The organism is Glaciimonas sp. PAMC28666 (assembly GCF_016917355.1).
Classification (GTDB): Bacteria; Pseudomonadota; Gammaproteobacteria; order Burkholderiales; family Burkholderiaceae_D; genus Glaciimonas.
In genome coordinates, this window is the sequence record NZ_CP070304.1 from 3,172,980 (window position 1) to 3,195,884 (window position 22,905).

Sequence of the window (22,905 nt, forward strand, 5' to 3'; positions counted from 1 at the left end):
CTGGTGATCTTGCGGCTGGTTGTTGATCGCAGGCGCGGTGGAAATACCAGGCAAACTAAAAAACGGCTTGCATGCATCGCATCCCTATTCTGCATGAATGGCGATGCGATGAGCAGCGAGTAGAACGAATGGAGCTAAGCGATGAGTATGGTGGAAATTAAAGTCCCGGATATTGGCGACGTCAAAGACGTTGAGGTCATTGAGGTGATGGTGAAGGTCGGCGATACGATCAAAATCGATCAGTCGTTAGCGACTCTGGAAACCGACAAAGCCAGTATGGAAATCCCGTCAACGCAGGCGGGTGTAGTGAAAGAATTGAAAATCAAAGTCGGCGATAAAGTCAGCGAAGGTACCCTGATTCTGATTTTGGAAGCTGCCACCGCAGCGGCCGAAACCAGTTCTGCTCCGGCAGCTCCTGCTGCTCCTGCTGCTGCTCCGGCAGCGCCCGCGCCCGTGGCAAGCGCCGCTCCTGCCGGTTTGGTCAACGTCAACGTGCCGGACATCGGCGATGTTAAAGACGTCGAAGTCATCGAAGTGATGGTCAAAGTTGGCGATACGATTGCGATCGACCAATCTTTAGCTACGCTCGAAACCGACAAAGCCAGCATGGAAATTCCATCGACCCGGGCCGGCGTGGTAAAGGAAGTCAAGATTAAGGTCGGCGATAAAGTCAGCCAGGGCACGTTAATTCTGGTGGTGGAGACCGCTGGAGGCGCTGCAACATCGGCACCAGCGCCAGCAAGTGCACCAGCGGCTGCAAGTGCACCTGCTGCAACTGCGGTAGCATCCGCTCCTGCTGCTGCCGCGCCAGCTCCGGCACTGGCCGCCGCCGCTCCCACGACTGTAAATGGTGCCGTGCCACATGCATCACCATCGGTGCGTAAATTTGCACGTGAACTCGGTGTTGATCTGAGTCGCGTGGCGGGAACTGGTCCGAAGGCACGAATTGTGCAGGAGGACGTGCAAAACTACGTCAAAGGCGTGGTCGCCCGCGCGATTGCCAACCCGGGCGGTGGCTCTGCGTCTGCTGGAAAAGGCACTGGGGTTGGTTTGGACTTATTGCCATGGCCATCGCTCGATTTCGCCAAATTCGGTACCACCGAATTATTGCCGCTATCGCGCATCAAAAAAATCAGCGGCCCCAATCTGCACCGCAACTGGGTCATGATTCCTCACGTCACCCAATTTGACGAAGCTGATGTCACTGATCTGGAAGAATTCCGCAAAGACGCCAACGCTGCTTATGCGAAATCCAAATCGACGGTCAAACTCACCATGCTGGCGTTTGTCATCAAGGCCAGCATTGCAGCGCTGAAGAAATTCCCAGCGTTCAACGCATCGCTGGATGCTGCCGGTGAAAATCTGATCCTGAAACAGTATTACAACATCGGTTTTGCTGCCGATACCCCGAACGGCCTCGTCGTTCCGGTCATCAAAAATGCGGACCAAAAAGGTATCGCACAGATTGCGCAAGAAATGGGCGATCTGTCGGCCCAGGCCCGTGACGGCAAACTGAAAGGCCCTGATATGCAGGGTGCCAGCTTCACCATCTCATCATTGGGTGGTATCGGCGGCACGGCATTTACGCCGATCATCAACGCGCCTGAAGTCGCTATTCTTGGCTTGTCCAAGGCTGCCATTAAGCCGGTCTGGGACGGTAAGCAATTTGTGCCGCGCCTGATGATGCCGATGTCGCTGTCCTATGATCATCGGGTGGTTGACGGTGCGATGGGCGCGCGGTTTAGCGTTTATCTCGGCGAAGTGTTGGCAGATATGCGTAAAACATTGCTGTAAGGTTCAGTTGGTACGCTCGGTTTAAAGCTGTGTTTTCAGGATCAGGGCGTAAAAGGTGATTTAAAACGGATGCGGAGAGGCCGAAAATGTCCTCTCTTAGTTCGACCACTTGCTGTCTTGTGCTGGTGATCCGGCTCATGGATCTTGTTGGAGAATAGTCATGACTACCTGTGTTGTGGTGAAGAAGAATAATCAGATCGCGATTGCTTCTGACTCGCTGGTGACGTTCGGCGACACGCGTCTGTCGCATGCCTATGAAGCCAATAACAAGATTTTTCAGGTGGGTGACTCCTTTATCACCCTGGCAGGCACCGCCGCCCATTTCCCCGTGATGCGAAAGCTGATGCTGGGCTTGGGCGAGGGCTGCAAGCTGAATACGCGAGAGGATATTTTTGAAACCTTTTCCAGCATTCACACGATCCTTAAAGATCAGTATTTTCTAAACACCAAAGAAGACGAAGACGATCCCTACGAGTCATCGCAAATTACTGCGCTGGTGGCGAATCCTTACGGCATTTTCGGTATTTATTCCTATCGCGAAGTCTTTAGTTTCGAGCGTTTCTGGGGTATCGGCAGCGGTCGCAATTTTGCACTCGGTGGCATGTACGCGGTCTACGATCAGGATCTGAGCGCGCATCAAATTGCCGAGATCGGCGTGCAGGCGGGCATTGAGTTTGATAAAAGCTCGGCGGCACCATTGCGGATTCACAGTTTTTCGATGGTGTGATAAAAAATGGCTGGATAAAAAAACCGGGCGGCAGCGCATAAACCACAAGCGAACATGTTCCGCTATAAATGCAGCGGAACGACACCACCCAATCCCCCTGTGGGGAGATAAAACGGAGCAAACCCTATGAGTATGGTCGAAGTCAAGGTCCCGGATATCGGCGACTTCAAAGAAGTTGAAATCATTGAACTGTTGGTCAAAGTCGGTGATACCGTAAAAGTTGATCAGTCGCTGATTACGGTTGAGTCGGACAAAGCCAGCATGGAAATTCCATCGAGCCACGCCGGTGTCGTCAAGGAAATCAAAGTCAAAGTCGGCGAAAAAATTGCCGAAGGTTCGGTCATTCTGAGCGTTGAAGCAAGTGGCGCGGGTGCCGCTCCTGTTGCTGCTGCTGCATCGTCTGCCGCTGCACCTGCCGTCGCACCTGCTGCCGCAGCGCCGGCTGCCGCAACTTTCTCAGGTAGCGCTGATATTGAATGCGATACCGTGGTTCTCGGTGCCGGTCCTGGTGGTTACACCGGCGCGTTCCGTGCTGCCGATCTGGGGCAAAAAGTAGTCCTCATCGAGCGCTATGCAGACCTTGGCGGTGTTTGCCTGAACGTCGGTTGTATTCCTTCAAAGGCATTGCTGCACGCTGCGAAGGTCATCACCGAAGCGGAAGAAATGGCGCATTTCGGCGTCAAGATGTCAGCGCCGGAAATTGACATCGATGCCTTGCGTGGCTGGAAAGAAAGCATCATCAAAAAACTGACCGGCGGTCTGACTGGCTTGTCGAAAGCACGTAAAGTGCAAGTACTGACCGGCAAGGGCGAGTTCAGTTCACCCAACACCATCGTGGTGCAAACCGCAGAAGGTCCTAAAACCGTTGCGTTCAAAAATGCCATCATTGCAGCAGGTTCATCGGTCGCCAAAATTCCAGGTTTTCCTTACGATGATCCGCGTTTGATCGACTCCACCGGTGCGCTTCAGCTGAGCCAGATTCCAAAAACATTGCTGGTAATTGGCGGCGGTATTATCGGTCTGGAAATGGCCTGTGTTTATGATGCATTAGGCTCCAAAGTTACCGTGGTTGAATTTGCCGACGGCTTGATTCCTGCCGCGGATCGTGACCTTGTCAAACCGCTGCAAAAGCGGATCGAAAAACGTTACGAAGCAATCTATCTAAAAACCAAAGTCACTAAACTGGAAGCGCTGCCAGAAGGTTTGCGCGCCACGTTTGAAGGTGCGGATGGCAACACCAGCGCGCCGACCGAACCGCAATTGTTCGACATGGTATTGGTCGCAGTGGGACGGCGTCCTAACGGCAAAGAAATCGCCGCTGAAAAAGCCGGTGTTATCGTCACCGACCGTGGCTTTATCCCGGCCGATAAACAGCAACGTACCAATGTCGCGCATATCTTTGCAATCGGTGACGTCTGCGGTGATCCAATGCTGGCGCACAAAGCGACCAACGAAGCCAAAGTCGCAGCCGAAGTGATTGGCGGTCATAAAGTCGCATTCGACGCCATGACCATCCCATCGGTGGCCTACACCGATCCGGAAATCGCATGGATGGGATTGACGGAAATCGAAGCCAAAGCCAAAGGTATCCCGTACGAAAAAGCGAATTTCCCATGGGCTGCCAGCGGCCGCGCATTGGCAATGGGCCGTGACGACGGCATGACCAAATTGTTGTGGGACCCAAAAACCAAGCGCATCATCGGTGCCGGTATCGTCGGTGTGAACGCAGGTGAGTTGTTGGCTGAAACAGTGCTGGCAATGGAGATGGGCGCAGATCTGGAAGATCTGGCACTCACGATCCATGCGCATCCGACGTTGTCCGAGACGCCGATGTTTGCGGCGGAAATGGGGCTGGGAACGATTACCGATTTGTTTATTCCACCAAAGAAGAAGTAAACTAGTGTTAAGAGTTGGTCAGTAAAGTTTAGACGTGGCATCTTACCCGAGGGTATGGTGCCACGTTTTGCATTGGGGGGCTATTCAAAACCTTGGTACGCGAAGAGTCCTTGTTTCACATCAGATCAACGGTGAATGCGACATCGCCTTCTGACTAATCACGTTGACGAGGTTTGGATTAACTTGCCTGCCGCGATGTAATTCGGGATATAGGTTTTTGCAATGTAGTCGCGGAAAAGTCGGTCTTCGATCATGTAACCGATCTTCGGCGGATTCGCCAGTATTCCCGCTTTGCGCATACGATCAAGGGCGGCACGCACTTTCGCCAGCGTTGCTTTAACGGTCGGCACGGCAGCGAGCACTGAGATGGTTTCCTTGCCCATTGGCGCGATACCGTGAGCGAGGATGATCAGCACTGCTTGCTCCAGAGGCTGTAATCCGCTAAAGACGCTTTGCCAGGCTAGAAAATTACGCTCATCCTGCATGAAATGGGCGAGCGCCAAATTGACGTCGGTCATGCCTTCGGCCGACATCTCCTTAACAATGTCTTTCATCAAAGCTGGTTTAAAACCGATGTGAGCAAACACTTTTTGCAGCGCATCAATATCAAGCGTCTTGGTCGGATGGACCTTGCGAAAGTGCGAAGCTAAACGTTCGAGGAATTCAATGTCCAGAAACGGGAACGTGAGTAGTTGCGCAAACTGATACATCGGGCCGCCAGCAGACATCATCATTTCACCAAGTGCCTCTTGTGAAGAGCCGGTGAAAACAGCCACCAATTTCTTTTTATGTTTTTGTAAAACCGCGCGCACAGTCGCAATTGCCGCCTCTCCACCCGCAGAGTGGCCTAATGCCTGAATTTCATCGAGCATCAGCAAAATTGGCTTATCCGAGTCAGCTGCGAGTCGTGCGATCAATGAATCCATTCGCAACTCCGGCTTCTCTGGCAGGCTGCGTCGTCTTGGCGCAGCGCCGAGTTCGAGGCTAGCACCCAGCGCACCAACTCTCTTTACTTTCGTCTTACCGATCTTTCCAAGGCGCGATAGTGGGACATTCACGTCGTCCAAGGCCTCTTCAAGCGCCTGGTTGATCGCATCAAGCGGAAATGTGCGGTTGAGCCAGAGATCTGCGTACACTGCCAAAAACCCCATTTTCTCTGCCGCAGGCGTTAAATCCCCGTCCAGAAAATAGGTTTTTCCTACCCGTCGGGGCGCGAACAACGCGATGGGTCTACCGGGTTGCGCCAGGAGGAGGCTTAAATAAGAGGTGGCCAACTCAGGGCGGCGGATTTCGATGTCGTCAAATGTGTGCATGGTGCCATTGTTGTTCATTGTCGTAAAAATAGCAATTGCGGTTTTTACGACAATCAACAACAATGCGCATCTGTCAGGTTGGCTGGGTGGCTTGCACGAAAGTAAAAAATGCTAGATACTAATAATGTCCCTGACAAAGAGGGGGCCGGGATTGAACGCCTGACTCATCCAAGACGCACAGACGGTGCAACGCCGTTGTTGTTTTTGTGCGGAATTCATGTTGCGTCGTTTAACATCATCCAGGAAGTCATCATGTCTGTTCATCCCCAAGCAAGTACCGAAAAAAATATCGCAATCGTCGATAATCTCACCTTACTACACAGTCGCACCTCTGCAATCCTCGCCGCCCTCTCAGTGGGGCTTGATAGCGAGCGCGATCAACTTCCCGCATCCACTATGCAAGAAGTTTTGGAGGCGGCACAAGCCCTGCTGAAAAACGCGCAAGAGGAAGTAAAAGCGCTGGATGTTTGTGCACCCGTTAGGTAAATTTAACTGAATGTACTGGCCAATAGCTGTCGAGCATACTCGGCGCTGAGTAAAGCTGGCACTCAGCCACGGCCGGTGCTGGCCAGCCGCTGACACTGCCAGTATACGGATCGTATCGCAGTGCGGACTCATACGAGGGCACGCCTGTTTTGTCGATCCTCAAATGCTCGCAGCCCGTTCGAGCTCCGCGCCAAGCTTTTCCACAAAGCGTTCCATCGTTTCCTCGCCTAAATCAACCGCCTTAGCCCCACCGCCGGCAACGAATGTTACGTCGGTGATCCCGATTACGCCAAGTACGAGGCGCAGATATTGGGTTGCGATGTCGCGATTCTGAATGGGCGATCCTTCGAGATAGATGCCGCCGGATGCGATCAATACGGTTGCCTTCTTTCCCGTCACAAGACCCCGTCCATCGAAGCCCAGCGTCAACCCCTTGCGAACGACGTGGTCGATCCATGCCTTGAGCACTGCTGGCACGTTGTAGTTGTAGACAGGCGTCGCAATAACAATGTGATCGACGGCGAGCACCTCCGCAACGAGTTCGTTCGAGAGCTGTAACGCGTTCGCCATCTCGGGAGAATGCTGTTCCGCAGGGGTGAAGTAGGCCTGCAGCCAGGCAGCGTTGACAAATTGAAGTCCGGCGTCCATGAGGTCGCGTTCGATCACTTCGCCCTCTGAATGGGCGGCAAGCCAATCGTGGACGAAGCGACGCGTCATGTTGCGCGACACGGAGTGCTTGCCACGAGGGCTGGTCTCGATTACCAAAAGCTTAGTCATGACAATAATCCTTAAAAATAGCTTTGAGAGAAACGCCTGAAGCTTGTCGATCAGGCTGATTGCGTGCCTACACTATATCGCCGCGCTTTTATGTCCGATAGAGATTAAAATGTGATGAAATCCATCTGAAAAGGTGATGGAGTTGTAATGGAGAAAATATTTTGATTGGAAGTCTGACGCTTGATCAGTTACGTGTACTGGTAACGATTGCAGATACGGGCAGCTTTTCTGCCGCTGGCCGAAAACTTGGTCGCGTGCAATCTGCCATCAGCCAGACCATCGGGACGCTTGAGGATGTGCAAGGCGTGTTGCTGTTTGACCGCATTGGCCACCGCCCGAGCTTGACCGAGACGGGAAGGGTTTTAGTCGAGCAGGCGCGCTTGGTCCTGGCGAGCGCGGCTCGATTCGAGGGAGTGGCAATGGGGACGCGCTCTGGCTTGGAACCAGAGCTTGTCATTGCGATCGATCCTCTGGCACCTACGGCGCCATTAATCGAAAGCCTGTCCGCGCTGAGCCAAACTTTTCCAAATTTGCCAGTCAGCTTTTCGACAGAAGGTCTGGGCGGTTCATTGAGACGTTTGCGAAGTAATCCAGCCGCCATCGGGATCTGCTTATTGCTTCCTTCTATTCCAGACGACATTGCCGCCTATCCGCTGCTACGTGTCGGCATGCACGCTGTGGTGGCGTCAGGGCATCCGCTCGCTTCGCTAGGACGTCCGGCGACGCAGACCGATCTGGAGCCTTATGTCCAGCTGGTACTTTCAGACCCTATCAATCCCGCTGGTGAGAGCTTTGGGGTTGCGAGTGTAAAACTGTGGCGCTTCGTGGATCTCGGCCGCCGCCTGGACTTCCTGCTCGGCGGTTTCGGATGGTGCCGCATGCCCGACCATCTCGTGTCCCCATTAATTGCTACCGGGAGCCTGGTTGCGCTGCACATCGAGCACGATCCAACGCCCCGCGAGGGGCTGACGATTTATGCAGCGCATCAGCGTAGCCGCACGCTCGGGCCTGCGGGGCGATGGCTACTGGACGATCTCAGGCGGCGTCTTTCATAAAACATTCCGCGCCGGATAAGACACTGGATATCCTTCCTGGGGCAGGAAGACGCTCCGCTTTGGTGATAATCTGCTTATTTTAATTAATAAAGACAGTTGATTTATTAATTTAATGCGCTTATATTACGAATCAGAAAGACCGTAAATCCGCTGTCGACAAAGCATAAAATTATTTTTTGATATCGTGATTTGCCGTCCTTTCGATCTCATTATTTAGACCCGGAGGAGACATAAATGACGTTAAAACATCGCATTGCTCTCGCTATATTGACGATGGCCGCAGGACTGACAGGGGCAGCAGACCAACCCGTAATTGGACTGATTACCAAGACTGATACCAACCCTTATTTCGTTAAAATGAAGGAGGGCGCGCAGGAGGCTGCCAAGGCCAAGGGGGTTAAATTGCTGACCGCCGCAGGTAAGTCCGACGGCGACAACGCTGGTCAGATCGCAGCCATTGAGAACATGATTGCCGCGGGCGCAAAAGTTATTCTGATTACGCCGAGCGACGCCAGAGCCATTGTTCCTACCCTGAAAAAAGCACGCGCCCAAGGTGTGATGGTGATTACCCTGGATAGTCCGACCGATCCCCAAACTGCGGCAGACGCCTTATTTGCCACGGACAATTTCAAGGCCGGTGTGCTGATTGGTGAATATGCCAAAGCAGCCTTTGGTGACAAACCGGCGAAGATCGCAACGCTGGATTTATTTCCCGGGCATCCTGTGGGCATCCAGCGCCACGACGGTTTTCTGCAAGGTTTCGGCGTGAAAAAAGGCGATGCAAGCATCGTCTGCATGCAGGATAGCTACGGCGACCAGGCCAAAGGCCAGACTGCTATGGAAAATTGCCTTCAAAAGAATCCTGAGATCAATCTGGTGTACACCATTAATGAGCCTGCCGCAGCGGGCGCTTACAAGGCGTTAAAGGCCGCCGGTAAAGAAAAAAGCGTGATGATCCTCTCGGTCGATGGCGGTTGCGACGGTGTGCGCAATGTGAAGGCGGGCGTGATTGCTGCAACTTCGCAGCAGTATCCATTGCGGATGGCCGCACTCGGGGTTGATGCGGGTGCCGAGTATATTAAAACCGGCAAAAAGGTCAGTGGTTACGTTGATACCGGCGTTATGCTGATCACGGATAAACAGCAAAAAAATATTGAAAGCAAAGATAGTGCGTTCGGTCTGAATGCTTGTTGGGGCAAGAAATAATGTGAGCCTGGGCTGGCGAACAATCGATGGGTTTTCAAATCGATAAGCGGACAACAGCCAGCCCTTTTTTGGACCAACATGGAATCCTATTTATGCAGCTTATGAAGCTTTATTTAGATCGCTCACACCTAAACCGATTACCTCCGCTGTCCTCGTTGGGACCATGTATTGCACTGTTGGCAGCATGTTTATTTTTTTCAATGCAATCCGACCGTTTTCTAAGTGGTCAAAATTTTTCTCTGATTCTTCAACAAGTGACGGTGGTTGGGGTGATCGCCATCGGACAGACGCTGATCATTCTGACAGCCGGTATCGACCTGTCGTGCGGTATGGCAATGGCGTTAGGCTCGGTGGTCATGACCAAGTTCGCGACGGACCATGGTGTGCATCCTTATCTTGCTGTGGGTTGTGGTTTGCTGGCTTGCACATTGGTTGGTTACCTGAACGGGGCGTTAGTGACCAAAGTCAGATTGCCGGCATTCATTGTCACTCTAGGGACGATGAACATTGTGTTTGCGATCACCCAGGTGTATTCCGGTGCCCAAACGGTGACCAACTTGCCTGACGCATTACTATTTTTTGGCAATACGTTTCAGCTAGGTCAGACGAATATTACGTATGGCACTGTGTTGATGTTGGCGCTGTATCTGCTGACGTGGTTTTACTTGCGAGATACCGCACCCGGTCGGCATATTTATGCCGTCGGCAATAATCGCGAAGCGGCACGTCTGACCGGTATTGCCACTGATCGCGTACTTCTTAATGTGTATATGCTGGCCGGTTTGCTATACGGTATTGCCGCGCTCCTATCTGTGGCTCGCATGGGTGTTGGTGATCCGCAGGCGGGTCAAACCGATAATCTTGATAGCATCACGGCGGTGGTTCTCGGCGGTACCAGCCTGTTTGGTGGACGAGGGATGATTGGCGGCACTCTAATCGGCGTCTTGATTGTCGGCGTGTTCCGAAATGGCTTAACCCTGATGGGCGTACCGTCCGTGTTTCAGGTAATGGTCACCGGCATTCTGGTCATCCTGGCAGTCGCTACCGACCAGTTCACGCACAAGAAAGGTTGAAAATGACGACGCATACTTCAACCACTATTTTTCAGGCGCGTGGCATCATTAAACGATACGGCCATGTGACAGCATTGGATGGTGTCGACTTTGACCTTCGTGCTGGCGAAATTCTTGCGGTGATTGGTGATAATGGCGCAGGTAAATCCAGTTTGATCAAGGCGCTCTCTGGCGCTATCGTGCCTGATTCTGGTGAGATGATGCTGGATGGTCAGGTGGTCCAGTTTCGCTCGCCGATTGACGCTCGTCGTTACGGGATTGAAACGGTCTACCAGGACTTGGCTGTAGCGCCCGCGATGACCATTGCGGAAAATCTGTTTCTGGGACGTGAAATAGTGAAAGCAGGCTTTCTGGGAAAATTTCTGAAGGTGATCGACAAGAAGAAAATGCTGGCAGAGGCAATCAAGCATATGCAGGATCTGAAAATTGGTATTCGCTCTATGAATCAGGCGGTGGAAACCTTATCCGGCGGTCAGCGTCAGGGCGTGGCAGTTGCGCGCAGCACCGCCTTTGCCAAGCATGTCGTAATTTTGGATGAGCCAACGGCGGCATTGGGCGTGAAAGAGGGCAATATGGTCCTCGAACTGATTCGGCGGGTGCGTGACCGAGGCCTGTCGGTGATTCTGATTAGTCACAATATGCCCCATGTTTTCGAGATCGCCGACCGCATCCACATTCAGCGCCTGGGCAAGCGCGTGGCAGTGGTCGATCCTAAACACATCAGCATGTCAGATACCGTCGCCGTGATGACCGGTGCCAAGAACCCTGAAGATCTGCCGAAGGATGCACATGCTTAAAGGTATCGATCCGCTGTTGTCCCCGGCGCTGCTGAAGATACTCTGTGAAATGGGTCATGGCGATGAAATCGCGGTGGTGGACGCCAACTTTACCGCCGAATCTCTGGGGCAGGGCAAGCCGATCATCAGGCTGCCAGGGTGCGATTTGTATCGGACGTGCGCCGCCATTTTATCGGTCTTCCCGCTAGACACTGCAGTCACGCAACCGGTCGCCTACATGCGGGTATCGGATGCCCCGGCGGCCCACACATCTTCTGTGCAGTTATCGGTAATCGAATTGCTGGAGACCTCTGGTTCGGCTGCGTCCGAACGATGTGAAGCGATGGAACGGTTCATTTTTTATGAGCGAGTTAAACACGCGTATGCGATTGTACAAACAGGTGAGATGCAATCTTACGCAAATTTTATTTTCAAAAAAGGCGTAATCAGTTGGCTAAGTGCATAGCTAAATGTGCAGCAATGCCCAAAAAGGAAATTAAGGCAGATTTCACCCGAAACGGATGACGCGACGCTAAAAACAAACGCTTGCAGATTTAGCAATGGTGGGCCTCGCGAGGGAAACGCATTACGCGGGCCGAGGCTGGAAAAGTGTGTAATTATGCCGTTATATTTTCTTGTCATGAGAACAAAATTGGCGATAATTCGCAAGAAATGCATACTTTTATCTAAGAAAGTAAGCGGTGAAACCGCTTCTATAAATATGAAAAATGCACGCACGGAATCATCGTTAGGGGAACACGACGATAGTGAATGGCTCAAGCCACGTGGCTCGAATCAGGTTGGCATGAGTCAGTTTAACGAGCGCGTGGTGTTGCAAGCGATACGATTTCACGGCAGCATGCCAAAAGCCGACCTTGCCCGGCTCACCAAGCTCAGTACGCAAACGGTATCACTCATCATTAATCGCCTGCTCGAAGAAGGCCTGGTGATCAAGCTCGCGCCGTTGCGCGGCAAGGTTGGCCAACCCTCTGTGCCGATAGCGTTGAATCCGGACGGTGCATTTTCTATTGGCATCAAGATTGGTCGCCGCAGTCTGGATGTGTTGCTGGTCGACTTTGTCGGGAACGCACGCGAGCGCTCTTCTTTGTCGTATGCATTTCCTGATTCTGATGTGCTGTTTGCCGAAATTAAACGGCAATTAAAAAACATGCGTGCGCTGCTCGGTCCCAAGCGAACAAAACGACTCAGCGGAATCGGTATTGCGGCACCGTTGGCATTGGGCGGGTGGCAAATGCTTCTTGGAATGCCTTCTGAGCAAGCAGAAAAATGGAAGCAGCTTGATATCCGGGAGAGCGTGCAAGCAATGACGGATTTGCCGGTAGAGTTCGCCAAAGACACCGCGGCCGCCTGTGTAGCGGAACTGGTCGCTGGCAGAGGCAGAAGTATTAGGAGTTTCTTGTATGTGTTTGTCGACACCTTTATCGGCGGCGGGCTGGTCATCGACAGCCATTTGCGCGGCGGTCTTCACGGGAATGCGGGCGCACTTGCCTCGATCCCGCTCGGCTTGGCGAGCAGGGAGAGCACAACCGCGCCGGAACAATTGGTAAGCGATGCATCCCTTTTCAAGCTCGAACAATTGTTTGCTGCGGCGGGTCTGGACGAGTCCGCATCCTTTGATGAACGTGCATTACACGCGCCTTGGATGACGCATACAAGCGCGTGGCTCGATGATGCCGCCCGTGCAATCGCACTTGCCATCAACAGCGCCACCTGCTTGCTGGATCTGGACAAAATCATTATCGATGGATCTTGTGATCGAACCTTGCTCGAAAAACTCATCGAAGAAGTAGAAAGCGCGCTCGGGTATTACAATTGGGAAGGTGTGTCGCGTCCAGAAATACTTGCCGGAACCATCGGCGCGGACGCCCGCGCGATAGGCGGCGCGCTATTGCCGCTTTATGCCAACTTTGCCCCTGATCGGGATTTGTTTTTGAAGTTAAGCAATTAACGCCGAGTGCGCACTAAAAAACGAACTTCCTTTACCAGGCAAATAAAACAAAAAATTAACGCCGGAATGGTGACGCCAGATAGATGCGGATCTGCGGCACAGTTGCCCAAAAACAGCTACGCCGCCGCCCGTTCAAGTGGTTGGTTTTTACGTCAATTAACGAGCAGAACGAGAATATTATGATAGCGACAATTGGAGAAGCATTGGTCGATTTGATCGAGCAACCGGACGGCAGATTTCAGGCTTGTCTTGGCGGCTCGGTTTGTAATTTCACGCTGGGATTGGCGCGACAGGGCGTCGCTACCACTTACCTGAATCCCCTGTCCCGGGATAAATTCGGAAGGAAATTTTATTCTCTTCTTACAGAAAATGGCGTCAGTCTGGGCACCGATGCTCCAAGCGCGCGGCCGACTTCGCTTGCGGTGGTGAGTCTTGACGCGCAAGGGTCGCCGACGTACGCTTTCCACCGTGAAGCGGTAGCAGACCGGGACATCAGCGCCGCGTCGTTGATAGCACATTTTCCTAAGAATCTGGAATTGCTGCACACCGGTGGTTTGGCCTTAGTTCCAGATGATGTGGAAAAAATTCTTACTGCGATTAGCGAGGCCAAAAAGCGGGAAGCGATTGTCTCGATTGATGCCAATTTGCGCCCACTGGTGGTGCCCAATCGGGATGACTATGTCGACGGCGTAAAACGCGCGATTGCAACGGCGCATATCGTTAAAGTCAGTGATGAGGATCTGGAGGTTCTTGGTTTCGGCACAGCTACGTTGACAGAGCTGGCCGACACTTTATTCCATGCCTCCTCATTGCAGCTGATTGCTCTCACGCGTGGTGCGCAGGTTGCAGCCTTGCTGACGCGCACGCATCAGGTCGAATTGCCAGTGCCGGACAATCTGACTGTGGTCGATACAGTTGGCGCAGGAGACTGCTTTCATGCCGGATTAATAGCCTATCTGGCGCGCTCGGGCAAACTGACATCGGTGCAAGAACTGGAACGGCTGGATCAACAGTTTTTACGTCACGGGCTACGACATGCGATTGCCGCCGCCAGTATCAACATCACGCGGGTTGGCTGTGATCCGGCAACATGGGACGAAACGTTGCAATTTAGTGGGCGTCTGTAAGTTTGTACGCGTGATTTAATCGACATTCGCGCAGAATTATTGACACTACGCGATATTCGCTTCTGCCACTTGTGTCACTTGTGTCACTTGTTAATCCGAGAAAATTCTTTCAGATCAACACTTCTGTTGAAGCGGAGGTATCCTTTCGTTAGGTTTCCTTCTCAATGGCACCCGCCGCCATGACTCCCTAAATTAACCACCGCTTCGTCGTCCATATTCGCCAAGCCCTGCAAAATCCCGCAGTCTTTAGCTGCTTGTACGCTATGGCATTGTCTGCGTAATTGCTTTAGCTGCAACTGCAGTGCTTTTAATTCCGTAATGCGATTCGCGACATGGTCAATGTGGTGGTCCAGCAGGCTATTAATTTTTTCGCAATTCTCCTCTGGTAAATCCCTAAATTGCAACAAACTGCGGACTTCTTCCAGCGTCATGTCCAGCGAGCGGCAATGGCGGATAAATTGCAGGCGCTCAACGTGACTTGGTCCGTATAGTCGGTAATTGCCGAGCGAGCGCGCCGCAAGCGGTAATAAACCTTCCCGTTCGTAATACCGGATAGTTTCAATCGGGCATCCGGAATGTGCGGATAACTCGCCGATTTTTAGCGTGGTCGTTGTCATATTGCTCGTGCCTTTCTGAAGTGAAGCGCGCTAAAAATAGTGCATTTTTCAACATTTTCGACATTTGTTGACGATTTTTTGCACTACTGCTTGACTCTATAGTAGCTACAGGGTTTTAAATAAGCAAGGTGATCCAATAGTTAATTCAGGAGCGATGTATGGGAAGTTGTCAGCACGACCATAAGCATGACCACAAGTCTGTGTCTTCGGATAATCATGCCGGGCATGCCCACGGCCTCAGCCACGACCACGACCACAGCCACAGCCACAGCCACGACCCTATTAACAAGCACGACGTGCATGCAATCAACGTGCCGTTTGCCAGCGCGGGAGCATTAGCTGGTAGCGCTGAGGCGGTCTTCCTGATTCAAAAGATGGATTGTCCGACCGAAGAAAAGCTTATCCGAGACCGGTTTAAAAATATGGCCGGTATCGTCGGAATGCAATTCAACCTGATCCAGCGCGAACTGACGGTGCAGCATCATCTGGATTCGGTGGCAACGATCATCAGCTCTTTGAAGGCGCTTGATCTTGATCCCGCCTTGAAATCAGACACGCTTACAGGCATCACCGGCTTGAGTGCCGAGTTGGGCGATGGGGCTTTCAAAATTGCGCGCAGTAAATGGCTCTTGATAGGAATTTCCGGCATCGCGGCGGTCGGCTCGGAAGTCGTGGCCTGGACCAGTGGCAATGAAACTTCCTGGCTGGTAATCAGTCTGGCTTTATTGGCCATTTTTACCGGTGGTCTGGACACCTTAAAAAAGGGTTGGATTGCGTTGCGGAATTTTTCGCTGAACATGAATTTCCTGATGTCGCTGGCTGTTATCGGCGCTGCGGTAATCGGGCAATGGCCGGAAGCGGCGGTGGTGATTTTCTTGTTCGCGTTGGCTGAAATGATCGAAGCGCTGTCGTTGGATCGCGCTCGCAATGCCATCAAGGGATTGATGGCAATGGCACCGGATAAGGCAACGGTGCAGGATGCGGCCGGAAGCTGGCAGGAAATCCCCACTGAACAGGTTATCATGGCCGCATTGGTGCGAGTTAAGCCGGGTGAGCGGGTGCCGCTTGATGGCCTCATCGTGGCTGGACAGACGACGATCAATCAGGCCCCGATTACCGGCGAGAGTATGCCGGTGGTCAAACAAGCCGGGGATCAGGTGTTCGCCGGTACGATTAATGAGCGCGGCGCGTTTGAATATAAAGTGACGGCGCTGCAAGTCAATTCGACTTTGTCGCGGATTATTAAAAGCGTGCAACAGGCGCAAGGCCAGCGCGCGCCCACGCAGCGCTTCGTGGATCAATTTGCGCAGTATTACATCCCTGCGGTGGTGATCATGGCGGTGCTGGTGGCGGTGTTGCCTCCTTTGCTGTTGAGCACCGCGTTTTATCCATGGCTTTACAAGGCTTTGGTCTTGCTGGTGATTGCTTGCCCTTGTGCGTTGGTAATTTCTACCCCGGTAACGGTGGTCAGCGGACTGGCTGCGGCGGCGAAACATGGGTTATTGATAAAAGGCGGCGTGTATCTGGAAATGGGATGCAAGATTAAGGCGTTGGCGCTGGATAAAACCGGTACGCTGACCGTGGGCAAACCGGTTGTCACGGATTCTCAGTTGATCACCTCGCTGGCGACGAACCCGTCGGCAAACTTCACATCAGACCTCGTGCGATACCAGCTTTTGGCCGCCAGCCTTTCCCACCGCTCAGATCATCCGGTCTCAACCGCAGTGGCGGCACATTGGCAAGCGACCAACGAGGTGGCCGATTTGCTTGCCGTAAGTGACTTTGAGGCATTAACTGGTCTGGGGGTAAAAGGCGAGATCGAGGGACAACTATTTTATCTTGGCAATCACCGCATGGTCCACGATATGGGCATCTGTAGTCCAATCCTGGAGGCGCAGCTGGCGGCGTTGGAAGTGCAGGGTAAAACCACCATCGTGTTGTGCTCCGCGACTACCCCATTATTAATGCTGGCGGTAGCCGATACGGTGCGCGATACCAGTGTGGAGGCGATTGCGCAGTTGCGCGCAATGGGCATCGCGGCGGTCATCCTTACCGGGGATAATCCTCATACCGCACAAGCAATCGGCCAAAAAGTAGGCATTACTGATGCCCGCGGTAATTTGTTGCCGGACGATAAATTAAATGCAGTCACCGATTTGATCGAGCGTTACGGTACGGTGGGGATGGTAGGCGACGGTATCAACGATGCACCTGCGTTGGCGAAAGCAAACATTGGCTTCGCAATGGGGGCGGCTGGCACCGATACCGCGCTCGAAACGGCCGACGTGGCGTTAATGGATGATGATTTGCGCAAGATTCCGGACTTTATACGGCTCAGCAAAAAAACGCATCATGTCTTGATGCAGAATATTACGCTGGCGCTGGGCATCAAAGCCGTATTTTTAGTGCTGGCGCTAACCGGCGAAGCAACCTTATGGATGGCGGTGTTCGCCGATATGGGCGCCAGTTTGCTGGTGGTGTTTAATGGCTTGCGACTGTTGCGGGCGCTACGTTAGAGTAAGAGTGACTGATGATCGTGACTGATAACAGTCACCCGTACGCAGCAATAAAAAAACGCTTATTCCGAGGCCAACACGCGAATCTTGATATCGCCTAATGTCACTATCTGACCGGGGCGGATTTTACAGGTTTTACGTAGTTCGACATTGCCGTCTACCGAGACGTCACCGCTGGCGACAATTGCTTTGCCTGCACCACCGCTATCGCAGACACCGGTCAACTTGAGTAGCTGATTGAGTTCGACGTATTCGCCTTCGATATTAAATGTAAGCTGTTGCATATGGAATTCCAGTAATTGTAAAACGTAGGATAAGAAATATATTTCAGCAGGGCGGCAGCTGACCGGCGGCCTTTCAGACCGTATTTAATGCCCGACTGGTGCCATTGCCGAGAGAACAAACAGGGCGATCACTGCCGCAAAACCGATCACCCATGCGAGTGAGCGGAGGGAAGATTTATCGGTCAGATAGCACGCGGTGTAGATCAGGCGAGCCGCAATGAATACCAATGCCAGCGTGTTCAAGGTGGTTTGTGCCGCATGCACCTGATGCGCGATGATGACGCCAGCGGCGAAAAAGGGAAATGCTTCGAAATGGTTACGATGGGCAAAATCTGCGCGACGTCGCAATCCGGATTGTTTATCTAGCCAGGCCCGTGGTTCGCTATTGTCAAAATCACGTCGGCCCCATTTGGCGATAGCAACGGTACAAGGTGCCATTAATCCTGCAATTAGCACGCACCAGTAAGCGATGGTCATGGTGACTCCAAAAAAATATGCGTCGGTTTAAGAAGAGCCTGTCGGACTTGGCTCCTTGGGAAATGGTCGTCACTTGTAACGACGACCGGGTGAAAGCTCTGGCAGGTTACAGCATTTGCGTATCGAAAGTGTTACAAGCTGCGACTTGACCGTTAGCAAGACCTTGTTTAAACCAGCGTACCCGTTGTGCGGAAGTGCCATGCGTAAAAGAGTCCGGCACGATCCGGCCCTGCGCCTTCTGCTGCAAAGCGTCATCGCCGATGGCGTTGGCAGCGTTCAATGCGGCCTCGACGTCGCCTTGTTCCAGAATTTTGCGTTCCTGGTTGGCGTGGAACGCCCATACCCCTGCCAGGCAGTCAGCCTGCAATTCCAGTTTAACCGACAGGGCGTTGGCCTGGATTTCGGTTGCCTGGCGGCGGGCTTTATCCACTTTTCCCATTATTCCGAGCAGATTTTGCACATGGTGGCCGACTTCATGCGCGATGACGTAGGCTTGGGCGAAATCCCCGGAGACGTTGAAGCGTTGCTTCATCATTTGGAAAAAAGTCAGGTCAATGTAGACTTTCTGATCGCCAGGGCAATAGAACGGGCCGGTAGCGGTTTGACCAGTACCGCAGGCGGTCGGCGTTGCGCCGGAGAACAGCACTAACTTGGGTGCAGCATAGGTTTTGCCGCCGTTACGGAAAATCTCGGTCCAGACGTCTTCCGTGTCCGCTAATACCGTTGAGACAAATCGCGTGGTCTGGTCGGTTGCAGGAGGGGCAAGGGCCGGGCCTTGTTGTTGAGAGTGAAGCGGTGGACCGCCGCCACCGCTCAGCAGATTAATGACCGTCATTGGGCTGACACCGAAGAAATACGACGCCACCAGCGCAATGACAATGGTCCCGATCCCAATTGATCGACCACCTCCGAAGCCGCCGATGCCACCGCCACCGCTTTCATTGCGGCGGTCCTCCACATTGTCACTTTCCCTATTTCCGTCCCATTTCATGGCGATCTCCCTGAACGATGTCTGCACGATTTTAACGGAATATTGATGCGGCAAGGTACCGAAAATTTCCTACTTGAGCACTCTTTATATGTGTTTTTGATAAGTAATATTGTCGCACCGGTTTCACCTTGCCACCCCGCGAAACACACAATCTTTAATCTATCCGCAATATTAAATTGATAGCTTAGTTAGCTTTTCATACACTCAATTGATGGCGCGTGCATCTGAATTCCCAGGTTGACTTGGTTCGCTTGCACCTAACGCACCTAACTTAGTCTGATTTAGTTGAACTTTTGCCTAGTGGCAAGGGACCAACGTCAATAGGCTTGAAGCGGTCATAAAACTGCGTAAAGCGGTGGATGAGGGTTTATCTATTACATGTGCCGAGTATCGATGAAGCAGGCGCTCGATTTCGAAGGCATTGTCGCAAAACATTAATGAGGAGAAAGCATGATTTATTGGATCGCAGCGCTGATCATTGTTGGTATCGGACTCATGACTTTGCGCGTCAGCGCGTTGATCTGGCTGGTTGCAATAGCGCTTTGGATCGCAGCGGGTTTTGAGTTGGCGCGGATTGGCCTGTTAGCGACCATTTTGTTGACGTTGTTATTGTTTGTGCCTGCGTTGATCGTTGCGCTTAAACCACTGCGGGTGCGCCTGCTGACCAAGCCGATTCTGAAGGTGTTTAAAAGGATCCTTCCGCGTATGTCGCAAACCGAACGGGATGCGATTGAAGCGGGAACGATCTGGTGGGATGCCGAATTGTTTTCCGGTAAGCCGGAGTGGACGAAACTGCTTTCCATGGCACCGCCAGCCTTAAGTGAGGAAGAGCAGGCATTTCTGGATAATGAAGTCGAGCAGCTATGCGGCTTGCTTACCGACTGGGAAACGACGGAAGTCTGGCAAGATTTGCCGCCGCATGCGTGGCAGTTTATCAAGGATAAAGGCTTTCTGGGAATGATCATTCCCAAGCAGTATGGCGGTAAGGCTTTCTCCGCTTATATGCATTCCCAAGTCATCATGAAGCTATCGTCGCATTGTTCGGCAGCGGCTATTTCAGTGATGGTGCCAAACTCACTAGGCCCAGCAGAATTATTGCTGGAATACGGCACTGATGCGCAGAAAGAACATTATTTGCCGCGCCTGGCGGCAGGTGATGAAATCCCTTGTTTTGCGTTAACCAGCCCCTATGCCGGTTCCGATGCGGCTGCGATTCCCGATGTTGGGGTGGTGTGTCAAGGTATGCACGATGGACAGCCGACGTTGGGCTTTCGCGTCACCTGGGACAAGCGCTATATTACTTTAGGACCAATAGCCACGGTGTTAGGGCTGGCATTCAGGGTGCATGATCCAGACGGGTTATTGTCGTCTGAGGGTACCTTCGACGTGCATGGAGAGGGCGATCTGGGCATTACCTGCGCCTTGATACCTACCAACCACCCGGGCGTCGTTACGGGGCGTCGTCACTGGCCTTTGGATGCAGTATTTCAAAATGGGCCGACCTCCGGCAAGGACGTTTTTATCCCGCTCGACTGGGTCATTGGCGGCAGTGCGCAGATTGGCAAGGGCTGGCGTATGTTAATGGAGTGTCTGGCCGCTGGCCGGGCGATATCGCTTCCCTCTTCGACGGTAGGATTTTCAAAGCTGGCGGTGCGCGGCACCAGCGCCTATGCGGCGATGCGCAACCAGTTCAAAATTCCGATAGGCAAGTTTGAGGGCATTCATGAAATGCTGGCACGGATGGGCGGCAATCTGTATTTGATTGATGCGACGCGCAGATTGTCGGCGATGGCGGTGGATAGCGGCGAGAAGCCTTCGGTGATCTCGGCGATATCCAAATATCACGTGACCGAACGCGGGCGCGTGATTGTGAATGCTGGTATGGATATACTGGGCGGCAAAGGTATCTGCATGGGACCGAATAATTTTCTGGCGCGTACTTATCAACAGGTTCCGATTGCGATCACGGTGGAAGGGGCAAATATCCTGACGCGCTGTCTGATTATTTTCGGACAGGGGGCGATACGTTGTCATCCCTATGTGCTGAAAGAAATGACCGCTGCAGGGGAGCCGGACGAGGCCAAAGCGCTACAAGATTTCGATCAGGCTTTTTTCGGACATTGCAGTTTTGTTTTCGCTAATTTCGCCCGCACCCTGTTGGGTGGAATCTCGGCAGGAACGTGGTTGCCTGCGCCCAAAGCCGCACCGGTCGAGCTGCGCCATTTTTATCGTGCGGTGAATCGACTGTCAGCGGCATTTGCGTTATTGAGCGATGCATCGATGTTTGTTCTGGGCGGTTCGCTCAAATTCCGAGAACGGATTTCGGCCAGATTAGGTGATGTGCTATCGCAACTCTATCTGGTGTCGAGTGTCCTGAAGCGTTATGAAGACGACGGTCGTCAACAAGACGATTTGCCCTATGTGCATTGGGCTGCACAGGATGCGTTGCATCAGGCGCAAGAGGCCTGTCTGGGTGTGTTGGCGAACTATCCGAACCGCGTTTTGGCATGGTTGTTGCGGCTGGTTGCCTTTCCGTTCGGGCTGTCTTATTGCAAGCCATCTGATGCGCTCGACAGCACGCTGGCACGTGCGATGCAAACCGATGGCCCCGGCCGTGACCGCCTGATCGCCGATATTTTCTTACCGGAGCCTACGCAATCGCCAACTGCTTATGGCGAACTGGCGTTTAAGTTAATCCCCGCAGTGAATGCAATTGAAGCCCGCCTGAAGCCAGCGATCAGGGAGGGCGCTCTGGCACCGATACCGCAAAGTTTGATAGAAATGCACGAATGGATAGAGGTGGCATTGGTCGGGGGATTTATTACCGAGGAGGAGAATGCGGTATTAAGCGATTTTGCGCATTGTGGTGACATCAGTGTGCAGGTTGATGATTTTCCGCAAGATTTGAATCGGCTTGAGGCACTTCAAAAAAGGCATCAACTGAGCCAGCTTCAGCAATATCATCAATGATGGCGCATCGGATCGAATGGCGCGGTCAGAGGGGGGGAATCGACCGCTTATTCAGCAAATTAGTGCAGCAAATTCGTCTGACGGGAACTGCAGGAAAAGAGCCAAAAACAGCAGCAAATAAGGCGCAGATAAAACGTAAAGATCACGGCAAGAGAAATACCAACGATAGTCTTAAATAGAAACTAATCATGACCACACTCACAAAAATGGGCGTCCGATTGCGTCCCCTGGAACGCAACGACCTGCATTTCGTCCATCAACTCGACAACAACAGTCACATCATGCGGTATTGGTTCGAAGAGCCGTATGAAGCCTATGTCGAGCTGGTGCAACTCTACGATCAACACGTTCACGATCAGGGCGAACGGCGATTTATCCTTGAGAGCGACGCCAGTGAAATGGTCGGATTGGTGGAGTTGGTGGAAATCAATTATATTCACCGCCGCGCAGAATTTCAGATCATCGTCGCGCCCGCAGCGCAGGGGAAAGGGTATGCAGAACTTGCTTGCCGGCTAGCGATTGAATACGCATTTTGCGTGCTCAATCTTTATAAACTTTATCTTTACGTCGATAAAGAGAATCACAAGGCGATTCATATTTACGATAAATGCGGTTTCGCACTTGAGAGCGAATTACGTAGCGAATTTTTCGTCAACGGTGAATATCGCGATGCGATTCGAATGTGCATGTTTCAAGTCGAATATCTGGAAAAGCGTCAGCGGTGAGTAAAGGACACTAGAGCGTTGAATCGGTGAATATCGTTGAATCGTTGAATCGTTGAATCAACGGACCGTTGATTTGCCCGCGAAAGACTGGCGGACCCATCAACGGCGAGTCGCTGAATAACGCGC

Annotated in this window: 20 protein-coding genes; 14 read left to right on the forward strand and 6 right to left on the reverse strand. The window is 52.5% G+C overall.

What is annotated here, in order from left to right:
• The first annotated feature begins 141 nt into the window (after positions 1-141).
• From aceF to lpdA, 3 genes are all read left to right on the forward strand, one after another.
• Positions 142-1,794 (forward strand): dihydrolipoyllysine-residue acetyltransferase, encoded by a 1,653-nt coding sequence (gene aceF / locus JQN73_RS13620; protein WP_205319426.1) that lies wholly within the window; start codon positions 142-144, stop codon positions 1,792-1,794.
• A 160-nt stretch (positions 1,795-1,954) separates the two neighbouring features.
• Positions 1,955-2,521, forward strand: coding sequence for an MFS transporter (locus JQN73_RS13625; protein WP_205319427.1), 567 nt, complete (start codon positions 1,955-1,957; stop codon positions 2,519-2,521).
• A gap of 126 nt (positions 2,522-2,647) precedes the next feature.
• On the forward strand, positions 2,648-4,417 hold the full coding sequence (lpdA, locus tag JQN73_RS13630; protein ID WP_205319428.1) for a dihydrolipoyl dehydrogenase: 1,770 nt from the start codon (positions 2,648-2,650) through the stop codon (positions 4,415-4,417).
• A gap of 158 nt (positions 4,418-4,575) precedes the next feature.
• Here the strand turns inward: lpdA and JQN73_RS13635 are convergent, their stop codons facing one another.
• Positions 4,576-5,730, reverse strand: coding sequence for a hypothetical protein (locus JQN73_RS13635; RefSeq protein WP_240162262.1), 1,155 nt, complete (start codon positions 5,728-5,730; stop codon positions 4,576-4,578).
• Positions 5,731-5,838: 108 nt separating this feature from the next.
• Between JQN73_RS13635 and JQN73_RS13640 the strand changes: the two genes are divergently transcribed.
• Positions 5,839-6,216 carry a hypothetical protein gene (locus JQN73_RS13640; RefSeq protein ID WP_205319429.1) on the forward strand — a complete coding sequence of 126 codons (378 nt, stop codon included), beginning with the start codon at positions 5,839-5,841 and terminating at the stop codon, positions 6,214-6,216.
• A gap of 159 nt (positions 6,217-6,375) precedes the next feature.
• Here JQN73_RS13640 and JQN73_RS13645 read toward each other — a convergent pair whose 3' ends face one another.
• Complete coding sequence (locus tag JQN73_RS13645; RefSeq protein ID WP_205319430.1) at positions 6,376-6,993, reverse strand: FMN-dependent NADH-azoreductase; 618 nt, start codon at positions 6,991-6,993, stop codon at positions 6,376-6,378.
• A 161-nt stretch (positions 6,994-7,154) separates the two neighbouring features.
• Between JQN73_RS13645 and JQN73_RS13650 the strand changes: the two genes are divergently transcribed.
• The 7 genes from JQN73_RS13650 to JQN73_RS13680 all read left to right on the forward strand — a co-directional run bounded on the left by JQN73_RS13650 (position 7,155) and on the right by JQN73_RS13680 (position 14,199).
• Entirely contained in the window at positions 7,155-8,048 is an 894-nt protein-coding gene (locus JQN73_RS13650; protein ID WP_205319431.1) for a LysR family transcriptional regulator, read from the forward strand.
• A gap of 234 nt (positions 8,049-8,282) precedes the next feature.
• On the forward strand, positions 8,283-9,254 hold the full coding sequence (locus JQN73_RS13655) for a sugar ABC transporter substrate-binding protein (protein WP_205319432.1): 972 nt from the start codon (positions 8,283-8,285) through the stop codon (positions 9,252-9,254).
• Positions 9,255-9,346: 92 nt separating this feature from the next.
• On the forward strand, positions 9,347-10,327 hold the full coding sequence (locus JQN73_RS13660) for an ABC transporter permease (protein WP_205319433.1): 981 nt from the start codon (positions 9,347-9,349) through the stop codon (positions 10,325-10,327).
• A gap of 2 nt (positions 10,328-10,329) precedes the next feature.
• Positions 10,330-11,124 carry an ATP-binding cassette domain-containing protein gene (locus JQN73_RS13665; protein ID WP_205319434.1) on the forward strand — a complete coding sequence of 265 codons (795 nt, stop codon included), beginning with the start codon at positions 10,330-10,332 and terminating at the stop codon, positions 11,122-11,124.
• A complete protein-coding gene (locus JQN73_RS13670) occupies positions 11,117-11,569 on the forward strand; it encodes an RbsD/FucU family protein (protein WP_205319435.1) in 453 nt (150 codons plus the stop codon). The genes JQN73_RS13665 and JQN73_RS13670 overlap by 8 nt, the downstream gene beginning before the upstream one ends.
• Positions 11,570-11,824: 255 nt before the next feature.
• Positions 11,825-13,072: an ROK family transcriptional regulator gene (locus JQN73_RS13675; protein WP_205319436.1), complete on the forward strand. Its 1,248-nt coding sequence runs from the start codon at positions 11,825-11,827 to the stop codon at positions 13,070-13,072.
• Between the two features lie 179 nt (positions 13,073-13,251).
• On the forward strand, positions 13,252-14,199 hold the full coding sequence (locus tag JQN73_RS13680) for a carbohydrate kinase (RefSeq protein WP_205319437.1): 948 nt from the start codon (positions 13,252-13,254) through the stop codon (positions 14,197-14,199).
• Positions 14,200-14,360: 161 nt separating this feature from the next.
• On the opposite strand, the gene cadR is transcribed toward JQN73_RS13680, so the two are convergent.
• Positions 14,361-14,816 carry a Cd(II)/Pb(II)-responsive transcriptional regulator gene (gene cadR / locus JQN73_RS13685; RefSeq protein ID WP_205319438.1) on the reverse strand — a complete coding sequence of 152 codons (456 nt, stop codon included), beginning with the start codon at positions 14,814-14,816 and terminating at the stop codon, positions 14,361-14,363.
• A gap of 158 nt (positions 14,817-14,974) precedes the next feature.
• On the opposite strand from cadR, the gene JQN73_RS13690 reads away from it, so the two are divergent.
• Positions 14,975-17,332, forward strand: a complete 2,358-nt coding sequence (locus JQN73_RS13690; protein ID WP_205319439.1) for a heavy metal translocating P-type ATPase — start codon at positions 14,975-14,977, stop codon at positions 17,330-17,332.
• Positions 17,333-17,394: 62 nt separating this feature from the next.
• On the opposite strand, the gene JQN73_RS13695 is transcribed toward JQN73_RS13690, so the two are convergent.
• The 3 genes from JQN73_RS13695 to JQN73_RS13705 all read right to left on the reverse strand — a co-directional run bounded on the left by JQN73_RS13695 (position 17,395) and on the right by JQN73_RS13705 (position 19,084).
• Positions 17,395-17,616, reverse strand: a complete 222-nt coding sequence (locus JQN73_RS13695) for an RNA-binding S4 domain-containing protein (RefSeq protein WP_205319440.1) — start codon at positions 17,614-17,616, stop codon at positions 17,395-17,397.
• Between the two features lie 84 nt (positions 17,617-17,700).
• Positions 17,701-18,093 (reverse strand): MAPEG family protein, encoded by a 393-nt coding sequence (locus tag JQN73_RS13700; protein ID WP_205319441.1) that lies wholly within the window; start codon positions 18,091-18,093, stop codon positions 17,701-17,703.
• 106 nt (positions 18,094-18,199) lie between these two features.
• Positions 18,200-19,084 (reverse strand): neutral zinc metallopeptidase, encoded by an 885-nt coding sequence (locus tag JQN73_RS13705; RefSeq protein ID WP_205319442.1) that lies wholly within the window; start codon positions 19,082-19,084, stop codon positions 18,200-18,202.
• Between the two features lie 450 nt (positions 19,085-19,534).
• Here JQN73_RS13705 and JQN73_RS13710 point away from each other — a divergent pair, with 450 nt between their 5' ends.
• Together JQN73_RS13710 and speG are read left to right on the forward strand one after the other, a co-directional pair.
• Positions 19,535-22,054, forward strand: a complete 2,520-nt coding sequence (locus JQN73_RS13710) for an acyl-CoA dehydrogenase (protein ID WP_205319443.1) — start codon at positions 19,535-19,537, stop codon at positions 22,052-22,054.
• A 206-nt stretch (positions 22,055-22,260) separates the two neighbouring features.
• Positions 22,261-22,779, forward strand: coding sequence for a spermidine N1-acetyltransferase (gene speG / locus JQN73_RS13715; protein WP_370551364.1), 519 nt, complete (start codon positions 22,261-22,263; stop codon positions 22,777-22,779).
• The last annotated feature ends 126 nt before the right edge of the window (positions 22,780-22,905 follow it).

Excerpts from the sequence above, each read along its gene's own strand:
- JQN73_RS13675 (WP_205319436.1), top strand. The coding sequence starts at position 11,825 with ATGAAAAATGCACGCACGGAATCATCGTTAGGGGAACACGACGATAGT.
- JQN73_RS13625 (WP_205319427.1), top strand. The coding sequence starts at position 1,955 with ATGACTACCTGTGTTGTGGTGAAGAAGAATAATCAGATCGCGATTGCT.
- JQN73_RS13680 (WP_205319437.1), top strand. The coding sequence starts at position 13,252 with ATGATAGCGACAATTGGAGAAGCATTGGTCGATTTGATCGAGCAACCG.
- JQN73_RS13665 (WP_205319434.1), top strand. The coding sequence starts at position 10,330 with ATGACGACGCATACTTCAACCACTATTTTTCAGGCGCGTGGCATCATT.
- cadR (WP_205319438.1), bottom strand. The coding sequence starts at position 14,816 with ATGACAACGACCACGCTAAAAATCGGCGAGTTATCCGCACATTCCGGA.
- JQN73_RS13710 (WP_205319443.1), top strand. The coding sequence starts at position 19,535 with ATGATTTATTGGATCGCAGCGCTGATCATTGTTGGTATCGGACTCATG.
- JQN73_RS13695 (WP_205319440.1), bottom strand. The coding sequence starts at position 17,616 with ATGCAACAGCTTACATTTAATATCGAAGGCGAATACGTCGAACTCAAT.
- JQN73_RS13645 (WP_205319430.1), bottom strand. The coding sequence starts at position 6,993 with ATGACTAAGCTTTTGGTAATCGAGACCAGCCCTCGTGGCAAGCACTCC.
- JQN73_RS13670 (WP_205319435.1), top strand. The coding sequence starts at position 11,117 with ATGCTTAAAGGTATCGATCCGCTGTTGTCCCCGGCGCTGCTGAAGATA.
- aceF (WP_205319426.1), top strand. The coding sequence starts at position 142 with ATGAGTATGGTGGAAATTAAAGTCCCGGATATTGGCGACGTCAAAGAC.
- JQN73_RS13700 (WP_205319441.1), bottom strand. The coding sequence starts at position 18,093 with ATGACCATCGCTTACTGGTGCGTGCTAATTGCAGGATTAATGGCACCT.
- lpdA (WP_205319428.1), top strand. The coding sequence starts at position 2,648 with ATGAGTATGGTCGAAGTCAAGGTCCCGGATATCGGCGACTTCAAAGAA.
- JQN73_RS13660 (WP_205319433.1), top strand. The coding sequence starts at position 9,347 with ATGCAGCTTATGAAGCTTTATTTAGATCGCTCACACCTAAACCGATTA.
- JQN73_RS13655 (WP_205319432.1), top strand. The coding sequence starts at position 8,283 with ATGACGTTAAAACATCGCATTGCTCTCGCTATATTGACGATGGCCGCA.
- JQN73_RS13635 (WP_240162262.1), bottom strand. The coding sequence starts at position 5,730 with ATGCACACATTTGACGACATCGAAATCCGCCGCCCTGAGTTGGCCACC.
- speG (WP_370551364.1), top strand. The coding sequence starts at position 22,261 with ATGGGCGTCCGATTGCGTCCCCTGGAACGCAACGACCTGCATTTCGTC.
- JQN73_RS13705 (WP_205319442.1), bottom strand. The coding sequence starts at position 19,084 with ATGAAATGGGACGGAAATAGGGAAAGTGACAATGTGGAGGACCGCCGC.
- JQN73_RS13690 (WP_205319439.1), top strand. The coding sequence starts at position 14,975 with ATGGGAAGTTGTCAGCACGACCATAAGCATGACCACAAGTCTGTGTCT.
- JQN73_RS13640 (WP_205319429.1), top strand. The coding sequence starts at position 5,839 with ATGCTAGATACTAATAATGTCCCTGACAAAGAGGGGGCCGGGATTGAA.